The sequence below is a fragment of the Plantibacter sp. ME-Dv--P-122b genome (assembly GCF_030209375.1).
Taxonomy (GTDB): Bacteria; Actinomycetota; Actinomycetes; order Actinomycetales; family Microbacteriaceae; genus Plantibacter.
Window position 1 is genome coordinate 84224 of sequence record NZ_JARVSC010000004.1, and the last position, 24589, is coordinate 108812.

The window sequence follows — 24589 nt, forward strand, 5'->3', positions numbered from 1 at the left end:
CTCACCGCACGGCGCGGCAGGCGAGGTGGAGCGCGAGGCGCACCTCCGGGTCGGCCATGTCGACGCCGAGGAGCTCCTGCGCACGGGTGATCCGCGTCGCGACGGTGTTGCGGTGCAGTCCGAGTGCTGCGGCCGTCGGCGCGACCGCGGACTCGTGGTCGAGGTAGGCGGACAGCGTCGTCAGCAGTTCACCGTTGCCGGTCTGCAACGGCGCGAGGAGCGACCGCGCCGCCGGGACGAAGGTGTCGTTGCCGGTCCAGGCGAGCAGGAGCTGCTCGAGGCCGAGGCCGTCGACCCGCACGAACCAGCCCGTCGTGGACCGGTTCGCGGCGATGCGCACCGCGTCGGACGCCTCGCCGAGTGACGACGTCAAGCCCGCCGATCCACTCGCCAGTGACCCGACGGCCGTCGCGACGTTGAACGAGCGCCGCGCCTCAACGTGCAGGTCGCGGAGGGCGGCGATGTACCGCTCGACCTGCGGTGGCTCCGGCGGTTCGGCGAACGTCAGCCAGCCGCTCACCCCGCGTCCGCTCGTCGTCGCGTGGGAGTCCACGGCGATCCGCCCGAGCGCGCCGGTCACGAAGCGGAGGAGTTGCAACGCGTCCACCCGGCTCCGGCCGACGATGCGGAACGCGAGGTGGTAGCCGGTCGTCCGCCAGCCCCGCTCGAGCATGCGGCGTTCGACGTCGGGATCGGGGCGGCCTCGGAGGTCCACGAAGTCCCGCAGGACGCCGGACGACACGGACGCGTCACTGACCTCCGCGACCTCGTCGATGAGGATCCGCGCCGCGACGGCGGGCATCGCGACCTCGGCGGCGACCGCGAGCGCACTCAGCTGTCGGTCGTCGAGTCCGTCCCCGAAGAACGCGACCCGGAGGCCCTCCCTGCTCGGGCTGTCCACCCGGACCGATGCCGCCGCGCCGCGCCCGGCCTTCGTCAGGTCGACCCAGGGGCCGAAGTCGATCGCCGCGTGCACCTCGGACGGCAACCGCCCGCCGGCCTCGAGCAGGACCCCCTCGCTGTCGATGAGGGCGATCCCGTGACCGATGCTCGTCGAGAGGTGGCGGAGCAGGTCGGCCAGGCCCTCGGCGTGGTACTCGATGGACTGCGCGACCTTGCGGACGTACCCGAGGGTCAGGGAGTCGCGGGCCTCGACGAGCTGCCAGCACGCCTTCGCGAGCAGCATGGGGCGGTCGACGTGCAGGAGCGAGAAGCCGAGCCGGTCGGCGAGCGCGCGAGTCCCCGCGCCGAAGCCGTCGGCCTCCGGGATCGCCAGGGCGAGGAAGCCGCGATCCCGGGTGCGACGGACGAGCGCGTCCTGCTGCCAGGGCCTGGTGGGCGGGGCCCCGGTCACCACGGCGAGGCGGCCGGCGCCGTCCTCGGGGAGGGCCGCCTCGTTCGTCTCGACCACCACGCCGGCCCAATTGGCGTCGGCCGGGCCGGCGACGAGCCGCACGCCGCCGTTGTCGGGGTGCGCGAGGAGCGCGCCCAACTGCAGGCGATCGCTCATACCGGGACCTCGTCGGTTCGGACCTCGTCGAGCTCGTCCAGGCCGTAGGCGGACGGGAGCACATGGCGGAGTCGCTCCGGGGAGCCGGACCACCAGTCCGGACCGTCGACCCGGATGACGGCGACGTGTCTCGCCATCGAGATCGCGGTGACCTCGAGGATGTCCCGCGAGACGGCGTCGACCACGACGATGAGGTCCGGCGCGGCGGCTTCGAGTCGTCCGTCGGTCATGAACGCGAGCGTCTCGGAGCGGGCGACGAGACGGTGCAGCGCGCCACTGCTCCCGTCGATCCCGAAGGTGAGCACGTGCGGGTCCCGGGAGTCCGGCTCGATGCTGCTGACCCGTCCCTCCGCGAGGAGCCGTCCACCCAGCGACTCGGCCAGGGCGGTCAGCGGACCGTCGATCCGCGCGAGGAACGCCCCGCCCAGCTCGAGTGCCCGGGCGGCGTTCCCGACGATGGCGTGCGCTCGGAGGTCGCCGACGGTGAAGCCCGCGAACACCATGCCGCCACTGCCGCCGGCCTGCACGATCGCCGCGCGGACGACGCGTTCGATGTCGAGGGCGCGCTCGGTCTCGACGAGGGCGACCCCACCGGCACCGGTGTCGCAGGTGACGACGATGCCCGGCACCTCGTCCACGAGGATCGACATCTGGTCGAGCGAGGGGACGGCGCGTCCGGTCAGATCCGCGTCGACGATGGTCCGTCCCGCGGCGAACGCGAAGGGCGTGAGTCCGTTGACCCCGCCACCCTCCAGCGAGCAGATGGCCGGGATGCGGTGCCCGAGCCAGCGTTCCGCAGCCCCGATCAGCCGCCCGAACGGATCCGTGCCGGGCAGGCGCTCGCTGAGCAGCATCGTCGAGCCGACGAAGCCGACGGCGAGACACGGGGTCTCCGGGTCGAGGTCGTCGACGCTGTGGAGGTCGAACGGCCAGGCGCGCTCGTCGCGGAGCGCCAGCTCGAGCATCGTCGTCGCGCCGCCACCTCCCGAGCCCAGGATCGCGAACCCCGTCGCCAGGGCGGGGAGGCGATCGTGCTCGAGGAGGGTCGGCATGCCCTCAGCCTAGGCTCGGACCGCCTGACCAGCGGCGAACGCGTCCGCGGCTTCCGCAGCCGCCGCCGCGCCCTCGACCGGGACGAACGGCTCCGTCAGACCGAACGCGCTCGGCCCGAAGGCGCGCAGTGCGTCCGGCGTGCGCATGAGTGCCGGCGTCGAGATCCCGAGGACTCGGACGCGTTGGCCGTAGCGGAGGCCCTCCGTGGTGATCGGCTCGGCGGTCTCGTGGTCGACGATGCAGATGAGGTCCGGTACGATCGCGACGACCTCACCGTTCCATCTGGCGATGAGGTTCTCGTTCTGGAAGGAGATCTCCAGGCGTTCAGAGCTCGACGGGTCGGCCGACCAGATGACCGCGGTGCCCTTGGCGAAGCCCTCGGTGGTGCGACGCTCCACGTCGGCCACCTTCCCGACGAACAGCTCCCGGACGTGCGAGTAGAGCGTCGTGGACAGCGTGTCGGCGATGGCGGCGAACGGCGAACGGTGCTCCTCGCGCGCGACCCGGATCGCCCGCCCGAGGGCCAGCGCCATCGAGATAGTCCGCGGCACCGCGGTGCGACGCACGTCCGCCCCGCTCATCGCATACTCGGCGATGTGCGCGACCCCGCCGAGGCGGATCGCGATGCCGCGCGCCAACCACTCCATCTGGCGGTCGTCGTCACCGGTGTCGATGATCACGCGCTCGCCGCGTTCCCCGGCGATGGCGAGCGGCGAACCGTGCACGCCGTACACCGCGAAGGTCTCCATGGAGAGCTCCGGGAAGGCCCGGCCCATGCCGTCGGCGTCGACGACCGGCAGCCCGGTCTCGGCGGCCACGATGAGCGGGATCATCGAGTTGATGCCACCGCACTCGATCGGCATGGTCGCGTCCGCGGTGCGCCCGAGGTGCTCCTCGAGTGTCCGCAGGGCGAGCGTCGGTTCGAACCCGGCCGGGATCTTCTCGACCATGACCGTCGGAGCGCCCATCTGCGCGGTGGGGATGACGAAGAGGTCGTCGGCGAGGTCGTCGGGGTCGAGGATCGTGATGGAGCGGTCGCCGAGCACCTGCTTCACGAGCATCATGCCGATGTACGGGTCGCCGCCGCCGCCGGTCCCGAGGAGCGTGGCGCCTCGGGCGAGGTCGGGCAGGTCGTCCGCGGTCAGCGTCCAGCTCATGCGGCGACCTCCGGCGCGTCAGGCGTCTCGGCTGCGCCGTCGAAGCGGTGCGACGGCACCTCGTACCCGAAGTACCCGGGCCCGACCATCGCGAGCGCCGCGGGGCTGTGCCAGCGGTCGTCGCTCGGTGCCGAGATCACGCGGACCCGCTGTCCGTAGCGGAGCCCCTCGGTGGTGATGGGCTCGCCCGAGTCGTGCTCGAGCACCATGATGAGGTCGGGCGTCGTCACGAGGGTGACGCCGTCGAGCGCCGCCATGAGGTGCTCGTTCTGGAACGACAGCTCGAGGCTCGCGTTGACGCCGTCGATCCGTGCGCGACCTCGGGCGAACCCGGTGGTGGTCGCGCGCTCGACGTCGACGACCTTGCCGGAGAACAGTTCGCGACCGCCGAGCAGCTGCACGGTCCGCTCCACGGGGTCGGCCTTCTCGGCTCGGGCCGCTTCGATGCCGTCGCCGATCTCGCGGCACAGCGACAGCGAGTCGGCCACGAGCGCCTCGCGGGCCTGCGCGCCGGACATCGGGAAGCCGGAGATCATGACCGAGCAGCCCATCTCGACACAGGCGACACGGGCGATGCGTTCTGTCCAGCTGTTGTCGACGGTCGTGAGGACGCCGGTGTTTCCCTTCTCGTCGCTGAACGCGAGCGGGGAGGCGTCGATCCCGTACAGGGTCGGGAGCACCATCTGCAGCTCGGGGAAGGCCCGGCCCATCCCGTCGGCGTCGATGAGCGGCAGCCCGAGCGCGGCCGCTGCGGCGATCGGGATGGTCGAGTTCACGCCGCCGACCTCGGCGCAGGCGATGTGCGTGACCGGGCGACCGAGGGACGCACTGAGGGCGTGGACCGGTGCGACGACCTCGGTGAGGCTGGGCAGCTTCTCGACCATGACGGTCGGGGCGCCCAGCATCGCGACGGTGAGGACGAGCGCGTCGTCGGGGACCTCGTCGAGGGTGACGACGGTGACGTCGCCGTGCTCGCGGAGTGCCTGCGCGGCGAGGAGCGCGCCGATGTACGGGTCGCCGCCGCCGCCGGTTCCGAGGACGGCCGCACCGCGGGCGAGGCCGGGGACGAGCTCGGGCGAAATGGTCCAGCTCATCGGAGGCCTCCCATGTCGAGGTCGCCGACGGCCTTCACCCGGATGCGCGTGGCGTTCCCGGGGAGATAGGGGATCGGGACCTCGTCGAAGTCGACGATCGCGACCGACGCGGGGGAGGCGCCGGCCGCGATCGCCTTGTCGATCGCCTCGGCACGGACCTCGGCGATCGCCTCCTCACGCCGGCCGGGTTCGATGGCGTAGACCTTGTCGATCTCGCCCCCGACCTGCGCGATGGAAGCACCGATGGCATTCGCCACGGCGTAGTTGTCGGGCCGGTGGACGGCGCCGAAGATGGGGAGTTCGTCGGAGAGCAGGATCGACCCGCCGCCGACCGCCACCACGGGGATCGGCTCTGGGGAGGTGCGCATGCGGTCGACGGCCTCGGCGATGCGTTCGCCGATCCGCTTGAGGACGCGCTCCACGAAGACCGGGTCGAGGTGGGCGACCTTCGAGGCGTCACCGATCGACGCGCGACCGGCGGCCACGGCGATGTCCGTCGCCGTGAGGGTGCTGCCGCCGAAGACGAGGGCCTCGGTCATGAGCTTGTACCCGACGGATGCCGGCCCGACCTCGGCGGTCTCCTCGTCGACGATGCTGCCGCCGCCGATCCCGATGGACAGGACGTCGGGCATCCGGAAGTTCGTGCGGATGCCGGCGACCTTGACCTCGTTCGCCGTCTCGCGGGGGAAGCCGTTGATGAGCAGACCGATGTCCGCCGTCGTGCCACCGATGTCGACGACCGCGCACGTCGCGAGCCCGCTCGTCAGCGCCGCCCCGCGCATCGAGTTGGTCGGGCCGGAGGCGAACGTCGCGACGGGGTAGAGGCGCACGTAGTCCTCGTCCATGAGCGTGCCGTCGTTCTGGCTGAGGAAGATGGGCGCCTCGATGCCCTGCTTCCGGACGGCGGCGGTGAGCCCGTCGACGATCTCCGAAGCGAGCTCGCGGAGGGCTGCGTTGATGATCGTCGCGTTCTCGCGCTCCAGGAGGCCGATGCGCCCGATCTCGTGCGAGAGCGAGATGGCGACGTCCGGGCCGAGGAGCTCGCCGACGATCCGAGCCGCCTCGACCTCGAGGTCGTGGTTGACGGGACTGAAGACGGAGGAGATCGCGACGGAGCGGATGCCGTTCGCGCGCATGTCCTCGGCGTGTGCCCGCAGCTCGTCGGGGTCGATCGGCGAGATGGGGCGGCCGTCGAACTCGTAGCCACCGTGCGCGAGGTAGCTGCGTGCACTGATCGCCTCGACGAGTTCCGCCGGCCAGTCGACGAGCGGCGGCAACGCGCGGGTGGCCGGGAGCCCGAGGCGCAGGGCCGCGGTGGGTGCGAGTCGCTTGGCCTGCACGAGGGCGTTGATGAAGTGCGTCGTGCCGATCATCACCGCGGTGATCTGGTCGCCGTCGAAGTGGTGGCCGCTCCGCAGTTCGCCGATCGCCTGGACGATCCCGTCGGTCACGTCCGGGGTGGTCGCGTGCTTGACGGCCGCCAGGGTGGTGGTGCCGTCCATGAGCACGGCGTCGGTGTTGGTGCCGCCGACATCGATACCGATGTGCATATGAGGGGTTCGCTTTCTGTTGGTGCGGTGTGCGGTGGAACGGTGACGGATCAGTGCGCGGCGGTCACTTCGAGGCGGTGGCGGGGCTGTCCGTCGTCACGTCCGCCTCGATCTGCGAGGTGTGGGCGACGCCGACCCCGCGGACCAGGCCGAGCTTGCCGGCCGCGATGTAGAGCACCATCGACAGGATGAGTGACAGGACGGCGGGGATGCCCCAGGTGACGAAGTAGCCGGTGATCGCGGACACGGCCCAGATGACGATGGTCGCCGGGACGATGCGCGGGGCGGTCGTGGGGAGGCGGCCCGAGGCGCGGGTCTCGTCGAGCTCACCGCGCCAGCGCTTCACGATGAAGTACTCGGCGACCATGATGCCCGCGATGGGCGGGAAGGCGACGCCGAGGATGATGAGGAAGCCGGAGAACTGACCGAGGATGCCGACCGCCGCGAGGATGGAGCCGACCACGCCGAGCACGATGGTGGTGGTCACGCGGTTGAGGTTCTTGCCGAACGCGGTCGAGATGAAGTTGACCAGTCCGAGCGTCGACGAGTACAGGTTCCAGTCGTTGATCTTGAGCGTTCCGGTGATGACGATGATGAGGCCGATGAGCCCGACCGACGACGTCACGATCGCGACGACGTTGCCCGAGGCTGCGGCGTGGGCGAGCAGGACGCCCGAGAGGCCGATGACGAACTCACCGAGTGAGACGCCGACGACGGTCTGCTTGATGACGTCGGCGCGGGACCGGTTGAACCGGGTCATGTCGGCGGTGATGATGGCGCCGACGATCAGGCCGCCCGCGACGATGCCGGTGCCGGCCCAGACGCTCATGGTGGGGCCGGGAGCCGGGCCCGTGACGAGCTCCATGAAGTCGTGCTGGGTGAGTTCGCTGATGATCGACCAGCCGACGAGGATGAGGAACAGTGGGACGGTGATGTTCGCGAGCCACTGCATGCCCTTGAACCCGTAGGCGACGATGGCGGTGACGGCGAGGCCGAAGATGAGGCTCCAGGCCCAGACCGGCATGAAGCCGGGGAGGAGGGCGTCGAGCGATTCGGCGGAGATCGCGCTCTGGATGCCGAACCAGCCGATGAGGCTGATGCCGATCGCGAGCCCGACGAGTGACGCGCCGACCTCGCCGAAGCCGGTCCAGCGGGCGAGGAGGGCGGTGTTGAGGCCCTCCTTCTGGCCGATGATGCCGACGATGCACATGATCACCTCGAGGATGATCGAGCCGAGGAGCAGGGCGAGGAACGCCTCGCCGAAGGTCATGCTGTAGCCGAGGGTGGCGCCGAGGAGGAACTGGGACAGGGCCGACACCTGTCCGAAGCGCTGGACGGCGATGCCGAACCAGGGCTTCTGTGCGTCGGGACGGACGCGGGACAGGGCGAAGTCGTCTGCGTGTGCCATGCGAGCCATGCTGGTCTCCAGAAGTGGGGGAGGGGGCGGTGCGGGTGGCGGCAACGTTACTGACGGCCCGCCCGCAGCAGAATGTGCATGATGCAGGAATGCGCGCGGGATATCAGCACTCTGCACACACTGGTCCCTGAGCTTGTCGATGGGCGGGGTTGTCCGCGTGCGCCTTCCGGCTCAGAGCGCTCGCTGGATGACCTCGAAGGTGCGCGCGCCGTCGAGCGCCGCCATGTCGTGGCGGATCCCGGGGAACCGGGTGACGGTCCAGCCCAACTGCTCGTAGCGCTGCACGTCCCGGCTCGGCACCACGAGCTTCGCGTCGTCCGACAGCACCAGCGTCGAGGGGACGACCGGCGCCGTCGGCGTCACCGGGTTCGCTGCGACGTCCTGGAGCACTTCCGCCGCCATCGAGCGGTCCCACGCGGCATGGGCGGCCTCGGCGAGCGCGACGTTCGCGGGACCCGTCTTGGGGTCCGTCCGGTCGTAGAGCCAAGCCAGGAGCCGCGGCAGCCCTGGGATACTCCAGAACAGTCGTGCGCCGAGGCCTCGTCCCGGCAGTTTCAGCCCGAACCCGGGATCGAGGTAGATCGCGTGCGCCGGGCGGAGCGGCTCCACGATGTCGATGAGGAGCCGCCCGCCAAGGGAGTGGCCGACGATCGCGTCGAGGCCGGTCGGCAGCGTCTCGACGAGGTCGGCCGTGAGCGAGGCGATGTCGTACCGCTCGCCCCGGCTCCGATCGGCCCACGGGCTGGACCCGTGACCGCGGAGGTCGACGAGCAGGAACGTGTACCGCTCCGGGTCGGACGCTGCGACGACGTCGGTCCAGGCGGCTCCGTCGGCCAGGAACCCGTGGATGAGGGCGATCCGGACCGGACCGGACCCGCGTTGCTCGACATGCAGTCGCATGGCCCTCCTTCGTCGGTGGTGATGGTGGGACGACTCTACGCGGCGAGAAACCGCGCGGTCGTCCCCGAGTCGTCGACGCCGGGTCCTCCCCGGCCGTGTCGGAGGACGCCGCTTCCGGGCGCGACCGGGTATTTTCGGGCAAGCGGACGCGAAACGCAAGCAGTCTGTTCACCGACTGCGTTCCTCGATACGGTTGGGAGATATGTCAGCCACGGTCGAGATGGAACACATGAGTCAGGTAGAACGCGAACGCCCGCTCCTGCGCAAGGGGAGCGAGGCGAGTTTCGTCCGGTGGGCCTTCGACGGTCGCTCATGGTGTGCCGACCTCGTGAGCGGACAGTACCGAGGCGCGACGAAGACCGGATGGCTGCTCCAGACCGAGAACGAGCAGCGCGAACTCTCCAACCAGGAGTGGGCCCCCTGCATGGCGTGAGCGCCGCACGCGCTCCCTATTTGAACGCGATCGCGTTCGGCGGGGAACCCACCCCACCAGGGATGTAGAGCGGCTTGCAGGTGACGAAGCACTCGTACACCCCGTCGGCCGCGCAGTCGTCGGCGAGCTCGTCCAGTCGCCACAACTCGCCGAGCGCCATGCCCAACAGGGCGATGAGTGGTCGGTGGAGCATGCCGCTATGGTCCACCCCGCGGGCCGGTGGCTGGTCGTCCGGCGACCGGAAGTCGCTCTCCACGACCGGATCAGCCTCCACGGCGAGGTTGTCCGCAGCGACGAGGGCGATCTCGTGGTCCCACAGCCAGCGGAGCACGGACTCCCGCTGCGCCAGTCCCGGCGATCGACGCCAGGGGGTGTCGAGCCGTTCGGCCGGCGTCTTCGCGAGGTACTGCTCGGCCCAGGCCGTGCGGAGGAGCAGGATGTCCCCGCCACGCCAGGTGACGCCCTGGTGCTCGGCGACGGCGTCCAGGAGCGGAGTGTCGATCGCGATCGTCGACGACGGGTCGTAGGCCCGGCCGGTCGCTTCGAAGTACCGTGGGACGTCGAGGAGCACCCCGCGTCCGGCGATGCCGGCGTCGGCCCAGGTGTGCACGCCGAGACGGGTCGACGACGCGTCGTTCGCCTCGGAGGTCAGCCCGTTGTAGAAGCCGTGCTGGGGGTGGCCGATGTGGCGCAGCGCGTCGATCTGCGACGACGACTGGAGGTAGAACGAGTCGAGGTAGTCGTCGCGGTGCCATTCGTTGTTCGAGAACACCTGATGCTCGAGGGGGCGTCGGGTGCCGGTCGGGTACGGCTCGAACGCGGTGACCGCATGGTCGAGTCCGAATCGCCGGCCGGTCCGGACGAGGCCGGCGGCGTGAGCGACGCGTTCGGGCGTCAGGAAGTTGACGGTTCCCAGTTCGTCGTCCGGCCCGAAGACCGACCAACTGGATCCGGGCGGGGTGGCTCTCGTGAGCTCGTCATAGTTCGGAATGGTCATCGGTGGATCTGTCCGGTCTGCCGCGGAGGTCGTTGCTCAACGCGGTCGTCGTGCGCAGGAGCGCGGTGATGATGGGGGAGTCGGCACTGAGATCGGCGTCGGGGTCGGCACCGAGCAGTCCGACGGTCGCGGCGATGCCGTAGTCGTCGAACACCGGTGCTGCGGCAGTGAACACGCCGCCGGACTGGGAGGCGATGCAGTAGCCGGAGCGACGCGCGGTGTAGACCGCCGCCTCCAGCTCGGCTCGCTGCGCCGAGGTCGACCCCTCGGTCATCCAGCCGAACGCGCGCTCGTCCGCCAGGTGCGCCAGGAACACCCTGGTCTGGGCGGCGGTCGCATCGAGGAGGGTACCCGCCCGGACCGTCACGACGGCGGAACGAGTGCGGTCCTCCTCGACGAGCGTGACGACCGGCCCGCGTGCGCCCCAGAGGCTGAGCACCGCCGTCATCTGGACGGCGGCGCTCAGCTCGGCGATGTGCGGTGGTGCGACCTCGGTGACCCGGCGGCGGCTCAGCGCGTGGATGCCGAGCTGGAGCATGAGCCCGCCGAGGACGAAGGTGCTCCGCCGCGGGCCGCGGTCGAGGATCCCGGCGGACACCATCGATGCGCAGTAGCGGTACGCGGTGGTGCGGTTGAGTCCCAGCCGTTCGGCCACCTCCGCCGCCGTCAGCTCCGTGGTGTGCGGGCCGAACAGCGAGCAGATCTGTCCGACCCGGTCCACCGCCTGGATGTCCGATCCGGATGCTTCGCCCGTTCCCTCGATGTTCGCCATGACTGAAGCGTAGTTCAGCTGGAGAACACGCCCGGGTGGGCGGAGCCTCGGGCCGGGTCACGGGATCACCCGGCGAGCCAGGTGGTCAGCTTCGTCGTCGTGTCGTTGAAGTTGTCCGTGTACCAGTCGATGTCCTGGAGCACGGTCTCGCCGGTGTTGGTCGGACCGTAGACCTCCACCTGCTCGGTGAACTCGTCGAGCTTCGGCTTCGCCGCCGTGTTGACGGGGGCGACCCCGAGCAGCTCCGAGATCTTCGCGACCTGCTCGGGCTCGACGACGCTCGAGATGAAGTCGACGGCGGCCTGCTTGTTCGGCGCGCCCTTCGGGATGGCGAAGGCGTTCAGCGAGGCGACGGTCACGTCCCACACGATCGTCATGTCGAAGCCGTTCTGGAGCAGTGGGACCAGCCTCGAGTCGGGCAGGAGGAACATGTCCACCTGGTTCGCCTCGACCGCCTGCTGCAGGGCGCCGACGTTCGGTGCGAAGGTGGTGACGTCTCGGATCTCGTCCAGCTTGTCGAGGGCGCGGTCCACGTCGAGCGGGTAGAGGTCGTCGGGCTTCACCCCGTCAGCGAGGAGCGGGTACTCGAGGATGCCGTTCTGCAGGTTCGTGACGATGCCCCGCTGGCCGGGGAACTGCTCGGCGTCGAAGAAGTCGGCGACCGTCTTCGGGCCCTTCCCCTTGGGGAAGGCGTCGGTGCGGTAGGCGATCGGGGTGGCGTTGATCCAGTTGCCGAGGTAGCACTCGCCGACGGTGCCCTCGACGAGGTCGGTCTGATCGACGTCGCTGAGGTCGAGCTTCTCGAAGAGCGTGCCGCAGTTCTGCTGGGCCGCGTAGGGTGCCGTCGCCATGACGTCCCACTGCACGGAGCCGCTCTCGACCTGCGCCTTCACCTGTGCGACGTCGGGCGGGGAGGTGTTGACGAAGGTGACGTTCGGGTGCTCCTTCGTGTACGGCTCCTGCCAGGCCTCGATCTGCGCGTCCTGTCCGCCGCCGCCGTAGCCGACGAAGGTGATCGTGGCGGCCGCGTCGTCGCCGGCGGCCGCTGAACCGCTCGGGGCGGCGTCGCCACCGCTCGCGCAGCCCGACAGCAGGGCCGTGATCGCGATGGTGCTCACCCCGATGGCGAAGCGGGTGCGTGACGTGGTCTTCCTGGTGGATCTGGAGGTGGAGCTGGGCGCCATTGTCGTCTCCTCTGGGTGGGCGCTCCGACCGAGGTCGGAGCGCAGGGTGGGTGTTCGGGTGTTCGGGTGTTCGGTCGGTGTGAGGCGTGGGTCGCGGCTCAGGCGGCGACGATGCGCTGCCGCTCCGGCTTCCACCAGGCGGTGACGGTGTCGCCGATCGCGTGGGCGGCGTCGAGCGCGTCGATCCGGGCACGGCCGAGCTGACCCGATCGTCCGAGGTCGAGCATCGCCGTGCGGTAGGAACCCATGTATTCGAGGTCGCGGACGACCGCTTGCACGGTGTTGCTCCCCGCGGGGACGGCGGCCGTGTCCTGGGTGATGCGCACGTCCTCCGGCCGCACGACGACCGCGCCGTGGACGCCGACGCCGGGGTGGTCGGCGACGGTCGTCGGATCGATGGACCAGGTGTTGCCCTCCCAGCCCGCCTGTGGGCCGAACGCCGATCCACCGAGGTCGAAGACGTTCGAGTCGCCGAGGAAGGTCGCGGTGAAGAGGGTGTCCGGCTCGCGGTAGAGCTGCTCCGGAGAGCCGACCTGCTCGATGCGGCCACTGTTGAACAGGGCGATGCGGTCGGAGAGGTTCATCGCCTCCTCCTGGTCGTGGGTGACGAAGACGAAGGTGGAACCGACCTCGCGGTGGATGCGTCGGATCTCCATCTGGAGCGCACCCCGGAGGTTGCGGTCGAGGGCGCCGAGGGGTTCGTCGAGCAGGAGTGCCGCCGGGTTGAAGACGATCGCCCGCGCGAGGGCGACCCGCTGCTGCTGTCCGCCGGAGAGCTGGGACGGGTAGTTGCCGTCCCGCCCCGGGAGCTGGACGAGCTCGAGCACCTCGGCGACACGGCGGGTGATCTCCGCCTTCGGCAGCTTGCGCTCGCGCAGCGGGTAGCCGACGTTCTGGGCGACCGTCATGTGCGGGAAGAGCGCGTAGTTCTGGAAGAGCATGCCGAGGTTGCGCTTGTGCGGCGGCAGGGAGCCGACGTCGGTCCCGTCCAGGTCGATGGTCCCGGCGGTCAGCGTCTCGAACCCCGCGATGAGGTTGAGCGTCGTGGTCTTCCCCGATCCGCTCGGGCCGAGCAGGGTCATGAACTCACCCGGCTGGATCGTCAGCGAGATGTCGTCCACCGCCGGGATGGCGAGGCCGTAGTCCTTGGTGACGCCCGACAGGCGGATCTGGGTGCCCTGCCGGGAGGCGGTCTCCTGGGCGGATGTGGTGGTGTCTGATCGCGAGATGGTCACGACGGCTCCTAACGGTTCTTGGTGCGGCTGCCGATGAGCATGGGCACCAGGAAGATGACGGTGACCGCGACGACGACGAGGCTCGACGACGCGGAGATGGTGGGGTCCAGCTCGAAGGTGACGCTGTTGTACATCTGCACGGGCAGCGTCTGGAAGGTGGGTGAGCGGAGGAACAGTGCGATGACGACCTCGTCGAAGGAGGTGACGAAGGCGAAGATCGCCCCGGTGAGGACGCCGCGGCTGATGAGCGGCATCGTCACGGTGATGAAGGAACGCAGGGGTGAGGCGCCGAGCGATGCGGAGGCCCGGAGCAATTTCGGGTCGAACCCGCCGAGCGCCGTGGTGACGGAGACGAGGACGAACGGCACGCCGAGGGCCGCGTGGGCCAGGACGTAGCCGAGCAGGCTGCCCGTCAGGTGCCACTGGAGGAACGACACGTACACCGCGACGGCGACGACGATGGCCGGAGTGACCATCGAGATCATCAGCAGCGTGCGGAGGAAGCCGGCGAGCCGACCGGTCAGCCGGTTCAGGCCGACCGCCGCGGCCGTGCCGACGAGTGTGGCGATGACGGCCGCCAGGATCGCCACGAGGAAGGAGTTGCCGAGCGAGGAGAGCCACTTCGGGTCGGTGAAGAAGTTCTCGTACCAGCGGAGGGAGAACTCCGTGGGCGGGAACTGGAACGCCGACGCGGCACTGAAGCTCAACGGGATCACGATGAGCGTCGGCAGGATGAAGTACAACGCCACGAGGGTCCCGATGACGATGAGCCACCACGGCACCGGGTCGATGCCACGGTCCTTGCGTCGTGCTCGGCGCGCGGACGGCGAGGCGGACGGTCCGCGGGCGGTGAGGACGCTGCGGGTGTCGAGGTCGTCGACGTCGCTCAGCGCGGTCATGACTGCTCCTTGCTTCGGGCGGTGCTGGTGACACCGATGGCCGAGATGGTCCCGCCGAAGCGGTTGGCCCAGGCGACGAGGGTCAGGGTGACGACGAGGACGAGGATGCCGAGCGCCCCGGCTCCGGCGAAGTCGAGCAACTGCGTGGTCCGCTGGGCGAGCAACTGGGCGATGAGCGACTGCTGCGGGGAGCCGAGCAGGGCCGGTGTGACGTAGAAGCCGAGGCTCAATGTGAACACGAGGATGAGGCCGGACACGACGCCACCGCGGGAGAGCGGCCAGTAGATCTTCCAGAACGCGACGAGCGGTGAGGATCCGAGGCCTCGGGCCGCGAGGAGCAGCTTGCGGTCGATGCCGCCGAGTGAGCTGTACAGCGGGAGGACCATGAACGGGAGGAGTACCTGGCTCATGGCGATCGTGACGCCGACGACGCTGCCTTGGAACGTGACGTCCCCGAGGCCGAAGAACTCGAAGGCGCTCTGCACCGGCCCACCGCGCTGCAGCAGCACGATCCATGCGTAGTTGCGCGCCATGACCGAGGTCCAGAACGGGATGAGCACGATCACGAGCAGGATCCCTCGCAACCGTGGTCCGACGCGCGTCATCAGGTAGGCGTAGGGGTATCCGAGCAGGAACGCGACGACGGTCACGATGACCGCGGTCGACGCCGTCCGCCCGAGCACCGTGAGCGTGACCCCGTCGGTGAAGAGGGAGGCGTAGTGGTCGAGGGTGATGTCGGGGGCACCGAGGCTGCGCACGAGGCTCTGCCCGAGTGGCACCAGCAGCACCACGGCGAGCAGGCCGAGCGCGGGCACCAGCATGAGCCAGGCCGGGCGCGGGAGTCGCCTGGTGGAGGGTGGGGAGGTGGTCGTCATGTGGTCATCCGTTCAGCATGGCGCTCAGCTGCTCGGCAGCCTCGCGGAGCATGGTCACGCGCTCCTCGGATTCCGTGGAGGACGGGAGCATGGTCGTGGTACCCAGGACGGCCATGGCCGCCTGGACGTCGTCGGCGCCGAACACGGGCGCGGCCACCGAGGCCAGCCCGACCCGGCCGAGGTCCGCCCAGGCGATGCGATCGCGTCGAGCGAGGGCGAGTTCGGCGTGCTCGCGTTGCGCCTCCGCCGGCGGGAGGCCGGCGTGCAGGCGTGACACGACCGCGGGGTCGGACTGGAAGGCGAGGAGCACGCGCGACTGCGCGGCCTTGATCTCGAGCACCGTCCCAACCCGCACCGTCAGCACGATGGTGCCCTCGTTCGCCTCCTCGACGTGGCCGACGACGGCGCCGGAGCGGCCGAGGAAGCTGACGACCGCGGTGAGGCCGGTCCGGTCGGACAGTTGCCGGAGTAGGGAGGGGGCGAGGCTCATGATCTGCTGACGCGTCGAGACGAGCCCGGAGAGCTGGTCGATGAGCGGGCCCGGGCCGTAGGAGGCGTTGAGGAAGCCCGAGGCCTGCATGGAGAGCAGGTACCGGTGCGCCGTCGTGCGGTTCAGACCGAGCCGCTCGGAGACGAGCGTGGGCGAGAGGGTGCGGGTGTGCTGGTCGAACAGCGCGAGGACCATCGCCGCCCGTTCGATCGACTGGATGGACCCGCGGTCGGTGTCAGGCAGTGGGACCGGCTGGGTGATCCCCGCGATCGCGTCACTCATGTCACTCACCTCCTCGTCGAGGGTCGAAGCTGCTGATGTCGATCAGTACAGCAGGTGTTTGTTCATAATGCAATCACTATTTTCGCATCATGAACAAGCTGGCCGATTCGCCCGTCCCTAGATTCCGCAACTTCTGCTGGACAATGCGAGAGCTGTGTGCGTAATCTGAACCAAAAGTACGCAATCCGAACACAAGGAGGTTCTCGGATGCTCGCCACCGAAGACGCACCGATCCCGTCGCCCGCCCTGTTGAAGGTCTTGGACGGAGCCGTCGATCTGCACGTGCACTCCGGTCCCAGCCCGTTCCCGCGACGGCTCAACCACGTGGAGGCGTCCTACGACGCGGCCCGCATCAACCTGCGGGCGATCCTCATCAAGTCGCACCACCACAACACCGTCATGGACCTGCTCGCCATGCGGGACCTCCTGAAGGACGCGCCCACGCCGGCCTACGGCGGCGTCGCCCTGAACTCCGAGGTCGGCGGGGTCAACCCCTCCGCCGTCGCCGTCGCGATCCAGATGGGCGGTCGCGCCGTGTGGGGGCCGACGGTCTCCGCCGGTCAGCACATCCGTGCGCACAGTCACGACGACGGCTTCCCCACCGCCGGCTCCAACCTCGAGGAACGGGAGGAGTCGATCTGGGCTGCCGACGGCAACGTCTCGGCTGAGACCGTCCGTGTCACCCAGCTTGTCGGCGAGGCCGGCATCATGCTCTCCGGCGGCCACCTCGACGCCGAGTCGATGAAGGCGCTGTTCGCGACCGCGAAGGACAACGGCGTCACCCGGCTCCTCCTGCACCACCCGGACTTCATCGTCAACGCCTCCGACGGCGACGTCGAGGAGATGCTGGGGTACGGTGCCTTCGTCGAGCACGAGATGTCGATGTACCACCCGGACGTCCCCGCGCCCGGCTTCCCGATCAGCCGACTGGTCGACTGGATCGAGAAGGTCGGCCCCGAGCGGACCGTGATCGACTCCGACCTCGGACAGCTCACGAACCCGCTTCCGGTGGACGGCTACATCTACGTCATCCAACAGTTGCTCGACCACGGGGTAGCCGAGCGTGACATCCGGCAGATGATCTGCCGGAACACCGCCTTCCTCCTGGGGCTCGAGGAGACCAACTGATGCGCGCCGCCGAGCAGGTCATCATCAGCACCGCTGTCACGGGCTCGGTCAATGTCCCGTCCCAGAGCGACCACCTGCCGCTCAGCGCCGACCAGGTCGTCGCATCGGCGCTCGAGGCCGTGGAGGCGGGCTCGGCGATCATCCACCTGCATGCCCGCCACCCCGACGGCCGCCCCGCCTGGGAGGCCGAGGTCTACGAGGAGATCGTCCCGCGCATCCTCGACGAGACCGATGTCGTCATCAACATCACGACGGGCGGGTCGTCGGCCATGACCATGGAGCAGCGACTGGCCGGGGCGATGCGCTTCGCCCCGGAACTCGCCTCGCTCAACATGGGGTCGATGAACTTCGTCTACTCGGGGATCGCCGACAAGGTCACCGAGTGGAAGCACGACTGGGAGCGCCAGTACGTGCTGAACACCTACTCGCAGCCCTTCATCAACTCCTTCGACCGCATCGAGCACACCCTGCGGGAGCTGGGCGACGGTCTCGGCACCCGCTTCGAATACGAGTGCTACGACATCGGGCACCTGTACTCGCTCGCCTACTTCGCCGATCGGGGGCTCGCGAAGGCGCCGTTCCTCATCCAGGGCGTCTTCGGCATCCTCGGCGGGATCGGGGCCGACCACGAGAACCTCACGCACATGGTCGCGATCGCGGACAAGCTCTTCGGCGACGACTACTCCTTCTCCGCCTTCGCGGCCGGCCGAGGCCAGATGCAGTTCGGGACGCACAGCGCCTGGCTCGGCGGACACGTCCGCGTCGGGCTCGAGGACAGCCTCTGGATCGGCAAGGGCGAGCTCGCCACGAGCAACGCCCAGCAGGTCCGGAAGATCCGCGGCGTGGTCGAAGACCTCGGCAAGACCGTCGCCACCCCCGCCGACGCACGCCGCATGCTCCACCTCAAGGGACTCGACCGGGTCACCCGCTGACCCGCGTCCGTTCACGACGTCCTCTCCCTCGCGACGTCACCGCTCACACCGAAGGAACCCCATGACGATGTATGCCAACGACGACATCCGCTCACGACTGGCCACGACGGCACCTCCGTCCGCAGCGGCGGTCGATCCCCGCACGCCCGTGAAACCGTCGCAGTGGATCGCGTTCCACGACGTCGAACCCACCGAGACCACGCCGACCGGCGGCCGCACCTGGATCGCCAGAGCGGCCAACCTCGTGATCGCCTACTCCGACGCCCGCGCCGGAGACCGCTTCACCCGCACCGGGCAGCCCGACGAGTACGCCGTCCTCCTGTACTCGGACAGCGCCGCACTCCGGATCACGGCGGGAGCGACGGAGGCCACGGTCGATGAGGAGGCGTTCGTCGTCGTCCCGCCCGGCGACAGCGGGATCGAGGTCCTGACCGACGGCCCGGTCATCCGCCTGTTCTCCACGCAGGCCGCGGACCTCCTGCAGCAGGCTTCGAACGCCGAGGCGTACGCCGAACCCGACGAACGGGCCGCGCCGCTCGTGCCGTGGCCAGACCCGGTCGGCGGCTTCGCGCTCCGGGTGTACCGCCTCGCCGACACCCCGATCGCCGAGGGGCGGTTCGGCCGGATCTTCCGGACGACGAACCTGATGGTCAACTTCCTCGCGGAGGAGCCCGCGCCGCGCGACGCCCACAAGCTCTCGCCGCACTTCCACGACGACTTCGAGCAGATCTCCTTCGGGGTGAAGGGCCGCTTCCGGCACCACATCCGCTACCCCTGGGGACCCGACTCGGCCACCTGGCGCGAGGACGAGCACGCCGAGATCGGTACGCCGTCGATCTGCATCATCCCGCCGCCCACCGTCCACACCACGCAGGGCGTCGGTGAGCACCAGCAGCTGCTCGACATCTTCGCGCCGCCGCGGGTCGACTTCTCGGCCTCCGGCTGGGTGTTGAACGCCGACGACTACCCGGCCGCGTGACCATGACGACCCAGCGCTCGAGCCGGTTCCGCGCCGCGCTCGCCGACCCCTCCGGACCAGCCCTCGGCACCTGGGTGAAGCTCCCCGCGATGGAGAGCATGGAGCTCGTGGCGCTCGCCGGTTTCGATTTCGCGGTCATCGACCTCGAACACTCGCCGATGAGTCTGGAGACGGCCGCACAGCACATCGGGGTCGCGCTGCTCGCCGGCGTCTCGCCGATCGTCCGCATCCCGTCCCTCGACGGCGGCATCGTCCAGCGGGTGCTCGACGCCGGCGCGGAGGGGATCATGCTCCCGCACGTGGACTCGGTCGAGCAGGCCGAGGCCGCAGCGACCGCCGTCCGCTTCGCGCCCCTCGGCACGAGGGGGGTCGGCAGCACGAGTCGGGCCGGTGCCTGGGGTGCGACCTCACGGGAGGAGTACCTGCGGTTCGGGCAGGAGGAGGTCGTCCTGATCGCCCAGATCGAGAGTGCCGCCGCGGCCCGGGCAGCCGGTGCGATCGCCGCGGTCGCCGGTGTCGACGCCCTGCTCGTCGGCGCGGCCGACCTCTCCACGAGCGAGGGTCGGAGTGAGTCCGATCCGGTCGTCACCGCGCTCATCGCCGACGCCGTCCGCGACACGGTCGCCGCCGGGAAGCCCATCGGGAACGCCGGCGGTGCGTCGGCGGCATCCGTCCAGGCCTCCGTCGACGCCGGCTACCGCTTCACGCTGATGAGCAACGATGCCAGTCTGCTCGGAGGCGCGGCGTCCGCGGCGGTGCAGGCGGGCCGAACGGTGCGGTACGCCCGATGACCGCCGACCGCCCCGACGCCCGATCCGACACACCCACCGCGCACCGTTCGCAAGCCACCCGCTGGAAGGACCCCTCATGACCACCGCATCCATCACGACCCCGCAGCAGCCGCTCCTCGACGGCAAAGTCGTCCTCGTCATCGGTGCGAGCGCCGGCATCGGTGCCGACGCCGCGCGGGTCTTCGCGCGGCACGGTGCCTCCGTCATGCTCGTGGCCCGGACCGCGGGACCACTCGAGGCGGTGACCGAGGACCTCGTCGCCGCCGGATTCGACGCCGCATCGACCACCGGCGACATCAGCGTCGGTGCCGATGTCGCGCGGATCGTCGACGCCACGGTGGAACGGTTCGGCAGGCTCGACGGCGCGTTCAACAACGCGGCGCTCACCCAGGCCGGTCGCTTGGACGAGGTGACCGAGGAGGACTTCGACCGCATCCTCGCCGTCAATGTGAAGGGCGTGTGGCTCTGCATGCGTGAAGAGCTCCGCGTCATGCGGGAGGCCGGAGTCGGCTCGATCGTCAACGTCAGCAGCATCGGCGGACTCCGCGGCAGCTCCGGCATGGGCGCCTATCAGGCCACGAAGCACGCCGTGATCGGCCTCACCCGCACGGCGGCACACGACAACGGGCCGCTCGGCATCCGCGTGAACGCCCTCGCGCCCGGACCGACGGAGACCCCGATGCTCGACCAGACCCGGGTGGCCATCCCCGGCGGGGTGGAGGCGCGGATCGCCGCGACGCCGCTCCGCAAGGTCGGGACGGGCGCCGAGGTCGGCGAGGCCGCCGCCTGGCTCCTGAGCGACCTGGCGAGTCACACGAGCGGCGTCGTCCTCCCCGTGGACGGCGGCTTCAGTGCCTGACACCGATCGCCGCCGGACCGCCCGACCCGCACCCTTCGACCAGACAGGATCCCCCGCATGACCGAGACCGGAACCCTCCGGCTACCGCCCCGCATCCACGTCGGCTTCGGCGTCCGCCACCAGCTCCCGGTCATCATCGGGGAGCACGGGACGCGGGTGTTCGCCGTCGTGGACCCGTTCCTCGCCGGTTCACCCGACTTCGTCGTGATCGTCGACGCGCTGCGGGCCGGCGGGTCCGAGGTCGCCGTGTACACCGACGTCCTCCCCGAACTCCCGGTCGACTCGCTCACCGAGGCCGGAGCCGTCGCCGCGGTCTTCGCGCCCGACGTCGTGCTGGCCTACGGCGGGGGCAGCGCGCTCGATGCCGCGAAACTCATCGCCGTGCTCGTCGCTCACGGCGGGGTGCTCGCCGACTACTACGGCGAGAACAACGTGCCGGGGCCCATCCTCCCCATCGTGGCCGTACCGACGACCGCCGGGACGGGGTCCGAGGTGACGCCGGTCGCGGTGATCTCCGACCCGGACCGCGAGATGAAGATCGGTGTCTCCAGCCATCACCTCATCCCGGTCGCCGCGGTCGTCGACCCGGAGCTCACGATCGGGGCGCCGCCCTCGGTCACCGCCTACGCCGGCATCGACGCCCTCGTGCACGCCCTCGAGTCCTTCACCGCGGCGGACCTCCCGCTGGACTGGGAGACGCAGCTGCCCGTCTTCACCGGACAGAATCTCTTCGTCCAGCACCTGGCGCTCGAGGCGATCCGACGGATCGCGCCGAACCTGCCGCGGGCCGTCGCCGACGGGACGGACCGCGAGGCCCGCGCCCAGGTCGCCTACGGCAGCCTGCTCGCCGGCATGTGCTTCGGCCCGACCGGCACGCACCTCTCGCATGCGGTGCAGTACCCGGTCGGCGCGATCACGAAGACGCCGCACGGGCTCGGCACCGGGCTCATGATCCCGTACGTCCTCCAAGCCTGCGTACCCGTGATCCCGGAGCGGCTCGCGGCCATCGGCGCCGCCCTCGGGGGGACCGAGCCGGACGTCCGGGCGGCCGCGCAGGACGCCGTGGACCGGGTCGCCGAGCTCTGCCGCACCATCGGCATCCCGAGGAGCCTCGCCGAGATCGGCGTCCGGGCCGACCAGCTGCCGCGCATCGCGGAGTTGACGCTGCGGTCGAAGCGACTCGTCGACATCTCACCGATCGGCTCCGACCCGGAGCTCATCGACACCATCCTCCAGGCCGCCCACGCCGGCGACCGATCCGCCCTCCGAGCAGACACGGACGCACGATGACCACCACCACACCAGCCACGACCCGCAGCACCACGCGCACGGAACCGATCGCGCAACTCTTCATCGACGGCGCCTGGCGGCCCGGCTCCGACGGAGGGACCTTCCCCGTCGTCGACCCGGCCGACGGCACCACGATCGCCGACTTCGCCATCGCGACCCGCGAGGACTGCCTCGCGGCCGTCGAATCCGCTGCGCGTGCCCAGACCTCCTGGGCGGCGACGTCTCCCCGGGAGCGCAGCGAACTCCTCCGGGCGGCCTACGAGGTCCTCACCGACGAGGTGGAGACGCTCGCCGAGATCATGATCCGGGAGAACGGCAAGTCCTACCGCGACGCCATCGGCGAGGCGAACTACGCCAAGGAGTTCTTCCGGTGGTTCGCCGAGGAGGCCGTCCGGATCCCCGGCGAGTACCGGCTGTCCCCGAGCGGCGACAAGCGGATCGTCGTCGACCGGCAGCCCATCGGCGTCTCCCTCCTCATCACCCCGTGGAACTTCCCCGCAGCGATGGCGACCCGCAAGCTCGCACCGGCGCTCGCCGCCGGGTGTACGGTGATCCTCAAGCCCGCACGGGAGACGCCGTTGGCCGCCGCGTTCGTCGTCGACGTGCTCCGCCGGGTCGGCTTCCCGCCGGGCGTCGTCAGCCTGGTCACGCCCGTGCCGACCGGCCCCATCGTCGCCGAGATGCTCGCGCATCCGGCGGTGCGCAAGCTGTCCTTCACCGGCTCGACCGAGGTGGGCCGGGAGCTCCTGCACGCCTGCGCCGACACGGTCGTGAGCGCGTCCATGGAGCTCGGCGGCAACGCGCCGGTGGTCGTCCTCCCGGATGCTGACCTGGAGCTCACGGTCCGCGAGTCGCTGCTCGCCAAGATGCGGAACGGCGGCTCGGCCTGCACGGCGGCGAACCGCTTCTACGTGCACACGAGCATCCACGACGCCTTCGTCGCCCGGATGGGCGAGGAGCTCGCGGCCGTCCGGGTCGGCCCCGGGCTCGACCACGACAACGACCTCGGAGCGCTCGTCTCGGTGCGCGAACGCGACAAGGTGGCGGCACTCGTCGACGGCGCGGTGCGTGACGGCGCGACCGTCGTGCAGGGCGGCCGCAGTCGGGAGGACGGCGCGTTCTACGACGCGACGCTCGTGACCGGCGTCCGCCACGGATCGGAGATCACGACGACCGAGATCTTCGGACCGGTCACCGCCGTGGTGCGGTACGACGACGTCGACGACGCGGTCCGCATGGCGAACGACACCGTGTTCGGACTCATGGCCTACGTGTTCGGCGAGGAGCGCGAGGCCGTGGCGGTCGCACGACGGCTCGAAGCGGGCATGGTCGCGGTCAACCGCGGTGTCGTGAGCGACCCGGCGGCACCGTTCGGCGGCGTCAAGCAGAGCGGTCTGGGGCGCGAAGGGTCGAGCGAGGGGATCCTCGAGTTCCTGGAGGAGCAGTACATCGCGTTGACGGCATGACGGCATGACGGCATGACGGCATGACGGCATGAACGGTGGCCGGATGAGTCGTCCGGAGGCGGGGTAGTCCGCTGCGGCGCCCAGCGCAAGTCACCGCCGCGGACCGCTCGGGTGCGCTTCACTCGACGCATGGACGCTCTCCCCCTGTGGCTGCTCGTGGTGATCTTCGCCGGGGCCTCCGCCGTCGTCTGGGTCGCCGGTATCCAGCTCTCGAAGACGACCGACGTCATCGATGCACGGTTCAAGCTGGGCAGCGCGCTCGGCGGGCTCATCGTCCTCGCGGTGGCCACCAACCTCCCGGAACTGGCGATCACCGTGTCGGCGGCGCTGTCGGGCAACCTCGACGTCGCGGTCGGCAACATCCTCGGTGGGATCGCCCTGCAGACGGTCGTCCTCGTGATCCTCGACGTGTTCGGCCGACGTGGGCAGGGGGTGAAGCCGCTCACCTACCGCGCCGCCTCCCTGACGCTCGTCCTCGAGGGCATCGTCGTCGTCGCGGTGCTCGCCGTGGTGCTCGCCGGCAGCCAGCTCCCGCCCGGTCTGGAGGTGTTCCGGCTCACGCCCGACGTGGTGCTCATCGCCGTGCTCTGGATCGTCGGACTGCTGCTCGTGCAGCGGGCCGGGACGCGGCTCCCGTGGCACGAGGACGGGAGCGCTCCGGACGCGAGTCCACACCGGAAGGGTCATCGGGGTCGGAAGCAGCACCCCATGAGCACCCGCCGAGCCGTCATCGTCTTCCTCGTGTCGGCCGTCGCCACGCTCGGAGCCGGTGTCGTCCTCGAGCGCGCCGGCGACGCCGTCTCATCGGAGCTGGGGCTGTCCGGTGTGCTCTTCGGTGCGACGGTGCTCGCCCTCGCGACATCGCTGCCCGAGATCTCCACCGGCCTGCAGGCCGTGCGCCAGGGTGACGACAACCTCGCCGTCAGCGACATCTTCGGAGGGAACGCCTTCCTCCCGGTGCTCTTCCTCATCGCGACGCTCCTCTCCGGCAAGGCGGTCCTTCCCCAGGCGAACGCCTCGGACATCTACCTGACGGCGCTCGCCGCCCTGCTCACCCTCGTCTACGTGGTCGGTCTGCTCTTCCGTCCGCAGCGGCGTCTGGCCGGGATGGGGGTCGACTCGTTCATCGTCCTGATCCTCTACGCCCTCGGCGTCGCCGGACTGTTCGCCGTCGCGGCGTGACGTCCGCTGCGGCACGGGTCCTTCCGACACCCCGTGGCCAGCGGGATCGTGGCAGGGTGGACTCGGTCGCGACGACACGGCTCGCGCCCACCCGTACCACGCATCGAGGAGTCC

At 70.2% G+C, this 24589-nt stretch carries 23 protein-coding genes; 9 read left to right on the forward strand and 14 right to left on the reverse strand.

The window, feature by feature from the left end:
- Position 1 precedes the first annotated feature (1 nt).
- The 7 genes from QRN19_RS10540 to QRN19_RS10570 form a co-directional block, all read right to left on the reverse strand.
- A complete protein-coding gene (locus tag QRN19_RS10540; protein WP_285026821.1) occupies positions 2-1510 on the reverse strand; it encodes a PucR family transcriptional regulator in 1509 nt (502 codons plus the stop codon).
- Entirely contained in the window at positions 1507-2562 is a 1056-nt protein-coding gene (locus QRN19_RS10545) for a DUF917 domain-containing protein (RefSeq protein ID WP_285026822.1), read from the reverse strand. Before QRN19_RS10545 ends, QRN19_RS10540 begins: the two co-directional genes overlap by 4 nt.
- A gap of 9 nt (positions 2563-2571) precedes the next feature.
- Entirely contained in the window at positions 2572-3720 is a 1149-nt protein-coding gene (locus QRN19_RS10550; protein ID WP_285026823.1) for an S-methyl thiohydantoin desulfurase family protein, read from the reverse strand.
- Positions 3717-4814 (reverse strand): S-methyl thiohydantoin desulfurase family protein, encoded by a 1098-nt coding sequence (locus tag QRN19_RS10555; RefSeq protein ID WP_285026824.1) that lies wholly within the window; start codon positions 4812-4814, stop codon positions 3717-3719. Before QRN19_RS10555 ends, QRN19_RS10550 begins: the two co-directional genes overlap by 4 nt.
- Positions 4811-6364 (reverse strand): hydantoinase/oxoprolinase N-terminal domain-containing protein, encoded by a 1554-nt coding sequence (locus QRN19_RS10560; protein WP_285026825.1) that lies wholly within the window; start codon positions 6362-6364, stop codon positions 4811-4813. Before QRN19_RS10560 ends, QRN19_RS10555 begins: the two co-directional genes overlap by 4 nt.
- 64 nt (positions 6365-6428) lie before the next feature.
- A complete protein-coding gene (locus QRN19_RS10565) occupies positions 6429-7781 on the reverse strand; it encodes a purine-cytosine permease family protein (protein WP_285026827.1) in 1353 nt (450 codons plus the stop codon).
- A 171-nt stretch (positions 7782-7952) separates the two neighbouring features.
- Positions 7953-8681, reverse strand: coding sequence for an alpha/beta hydrolase (locus QRN19_RS10570; RefSeq protein WP_285026828.1), 729 nt, complete (start codon positions 8679-8681; stop codon positions 7953-7955).
- Positions 8682-8910: 229 nt separating this feature from the next.
- Here QRN19_RS10570 and QRN19_RS10575 point away from each other — a divergent pair, with 229 nt between their 5' ends.
- Entirely contained in the window at positions 8911-9114 is a 204-nt protein-coding gene (locus QRN19_RS10575; protein WP_124768057.1) for a hypothetical protein, read from the forward strand.
- 16 nt (positions 9115-9130) lie between these two features.
- Here the strand turns inward: QRN19_RS10575 and QRN19_RS10580 are convergent, their stop codons facing one another.
- The 7 genes from QRN19_RS10580 to QRN19_RS10610 form a co-directional block, all read right to left on the reverse strand.
- A complete protein-coding gene (locus QRN19_RS10580; protein WP_285026830.1) occupies positions 9131-10111 on the reverse strand; it encodes a cyclase family protein in 981 nt (326 codons plus the stop codon).
- Positions 10092-10883, reverse strand: coding sequence for an IclR family transcriptional regulator (locus QRN19_RS10585; protein WP_285026832.1), 792 nt, complete (start codon positions 10881-10883; stop codon positions 10092-10094). The genes QRN19_RS10580 and QRN19_RS10585 overlap by 20 nt, the downstream gene beginning before the upstream one ends.
- A 65-nt stretch (positions 10884-10948) precedes the next feature.
- Complete coding sequence (locus QRN19_RS10590; protein WP_285026833.1) at positions 10949-12067, reverse strand: extracellular solute-binding protein; 1119 nt, start codon at positions 12065-12067, stop codon at positions 10949-10951.
- Positions 12068-12165: 98 nt separating this feature from the next.
- Positions 12166-13302, reverse strand: a complete 1137-nt coding sequence (locus QRN19_RS10595) for an ABC transporter ATP-binding protein (RefSeq protein ID WP_285026834.1) — start codon at positions 13300-13302, stop codon at positions 12166-12168.
- Between the two features lie 8 nt (positions 13303-13310).
- Positions 13311-14201: an ABC transporter permease gene (locus tag QRN19_RS10600; protein WP_285026835.1), complete on the reverse strand. Its 891-nt coding sequence runs from the start codon at positions 14199-14201 to the stop codon at positions 13311-13313.
- On the reverse strand, positions 14198-15076 hold the full coding sequence (locus QRN19_RS10605; protein ID WP_285026836.1) for an ABC transporter permease: 879 nt from the start codon (positions 15074-15076) through the stop codon (positions 14198-14200). The genes QRN19_RS10600 and QRN19_RS10605 overlap by 4 nt, the downstream gene beginning before the upstream one ends.
- A gap of 4 nt (positions 15077-15080) precedes the next feature.
- The gene (locus QRN19_RS10610) at positions 15081-15848 is read right to left on the reverse strand and encodes an IclR family transcriptional regulator (protein WP_285026837.1); all 768 of its coding nucleotides are present in this window, start codon (positions 15846-15848) and stop codon (positions 15081-15083) included.
- Between the two features lie 207 nt (positions 15849-16055).
- Here QRN19_RS10610 and QRN19_RS10615 point away from each other — a divergent pair, with 207 nt between their 5' ends.
- The 8 genes from QRN19_RS10615 (at position 16056) to QRN19_RS10650 (ending at position 24475) form a co-directional block, all read left to right on the forward strand.
- Positions 16056-16976, forward strand: a complete 921-nt coding sequence (locus QRN19_RS10615) for a DUF6282 family protein (RefSeq protein WP_285026838.1) — start codon at positions 16056-16058, stop codon at positions 16974-16976.
- A complete protein-coding gene (kce, locus tag QRN19_RS10620; protein WP_285026839.1) occupies positions 16976-17908 on the forward strand; it encodes a 3,5-dioxohexanoate:acetyl-CoA acetone transferase in 933 nt (310 codons plus the stop codon). Before QRN19_RS10615 ends, kce begins: the two co-directional genes overlap by 1 nt.
- A 61-nt stretch (positions 17909-17969) precedes the next feature.
- A complete protein-coding gene (locus QRN19_RS10625) occupies positions 17970-18887 on the forward strand; it encodes a hypothetical protein (protein WP_285026840.1) in 918 nt (305 codons plus the stop codon).
- 2 nt (positions 18888-18889) lie between these two features.
- On the forward strand, positions 18890-19678 hold the full coding sequence (locus QRN19_RS10630; protein ID WP_285027067.1) for an HpcH/HpaI aldolase family protein: 789 nt from the start codon (positions 18890-18892) through the stop codon (positions 19676-19678).
- Between the two features lie 76 nt (positions 19679-19754).
- Positions 19755-20537 (forward strand): SDR family NAD(P)-dependent oxidoreductase, encoded by a 783-nt coding sequence (locus tag QRN19_RS10635; RefSeq protein WP_285026841.1) that lies wholly within the window; start codon positions 19755-19757, stop codon positions 20535-20537.
- A 57-nt stretch (positions 20538-20594) separates the two neighbouring features.
- Entirely contained in the window at positions 20595-21827 is a 1233-nt protein-coding gene (locus tag QRN19_RS10640; RefSeq protein ID WP_285026842.1) for an iron-containing alcohol dehydrogenase, read from the forward strand.
- Entirely contained in the window at positions 21824-23293 is a 1470-nt protein-coding gene (locus tag QRN19_RS10645; RefSeq protein WP_285026843.1) for an NAD-dependent succinate-semialdehyde dehydrogenase, read from the forward strand. The genes QRN19_RS10640 and QRN19_RS10645 overlap by 4 nt, the downstream gene beginning before the upstream one ends.
- A 129-nt stretch (positions 23294-23422) precedes the next feature.
- A complete protein-coding gene (locus QRN19_RS10650) occupies positions 23423-24475 on the forward strand; it encodes a sodium:calcium antiporter (protein WP_285026844.1) in 1053 nt (350 codons plus the stop codon).
- Positions 24476-24589 lie beyond the last annotated feature (114 nt).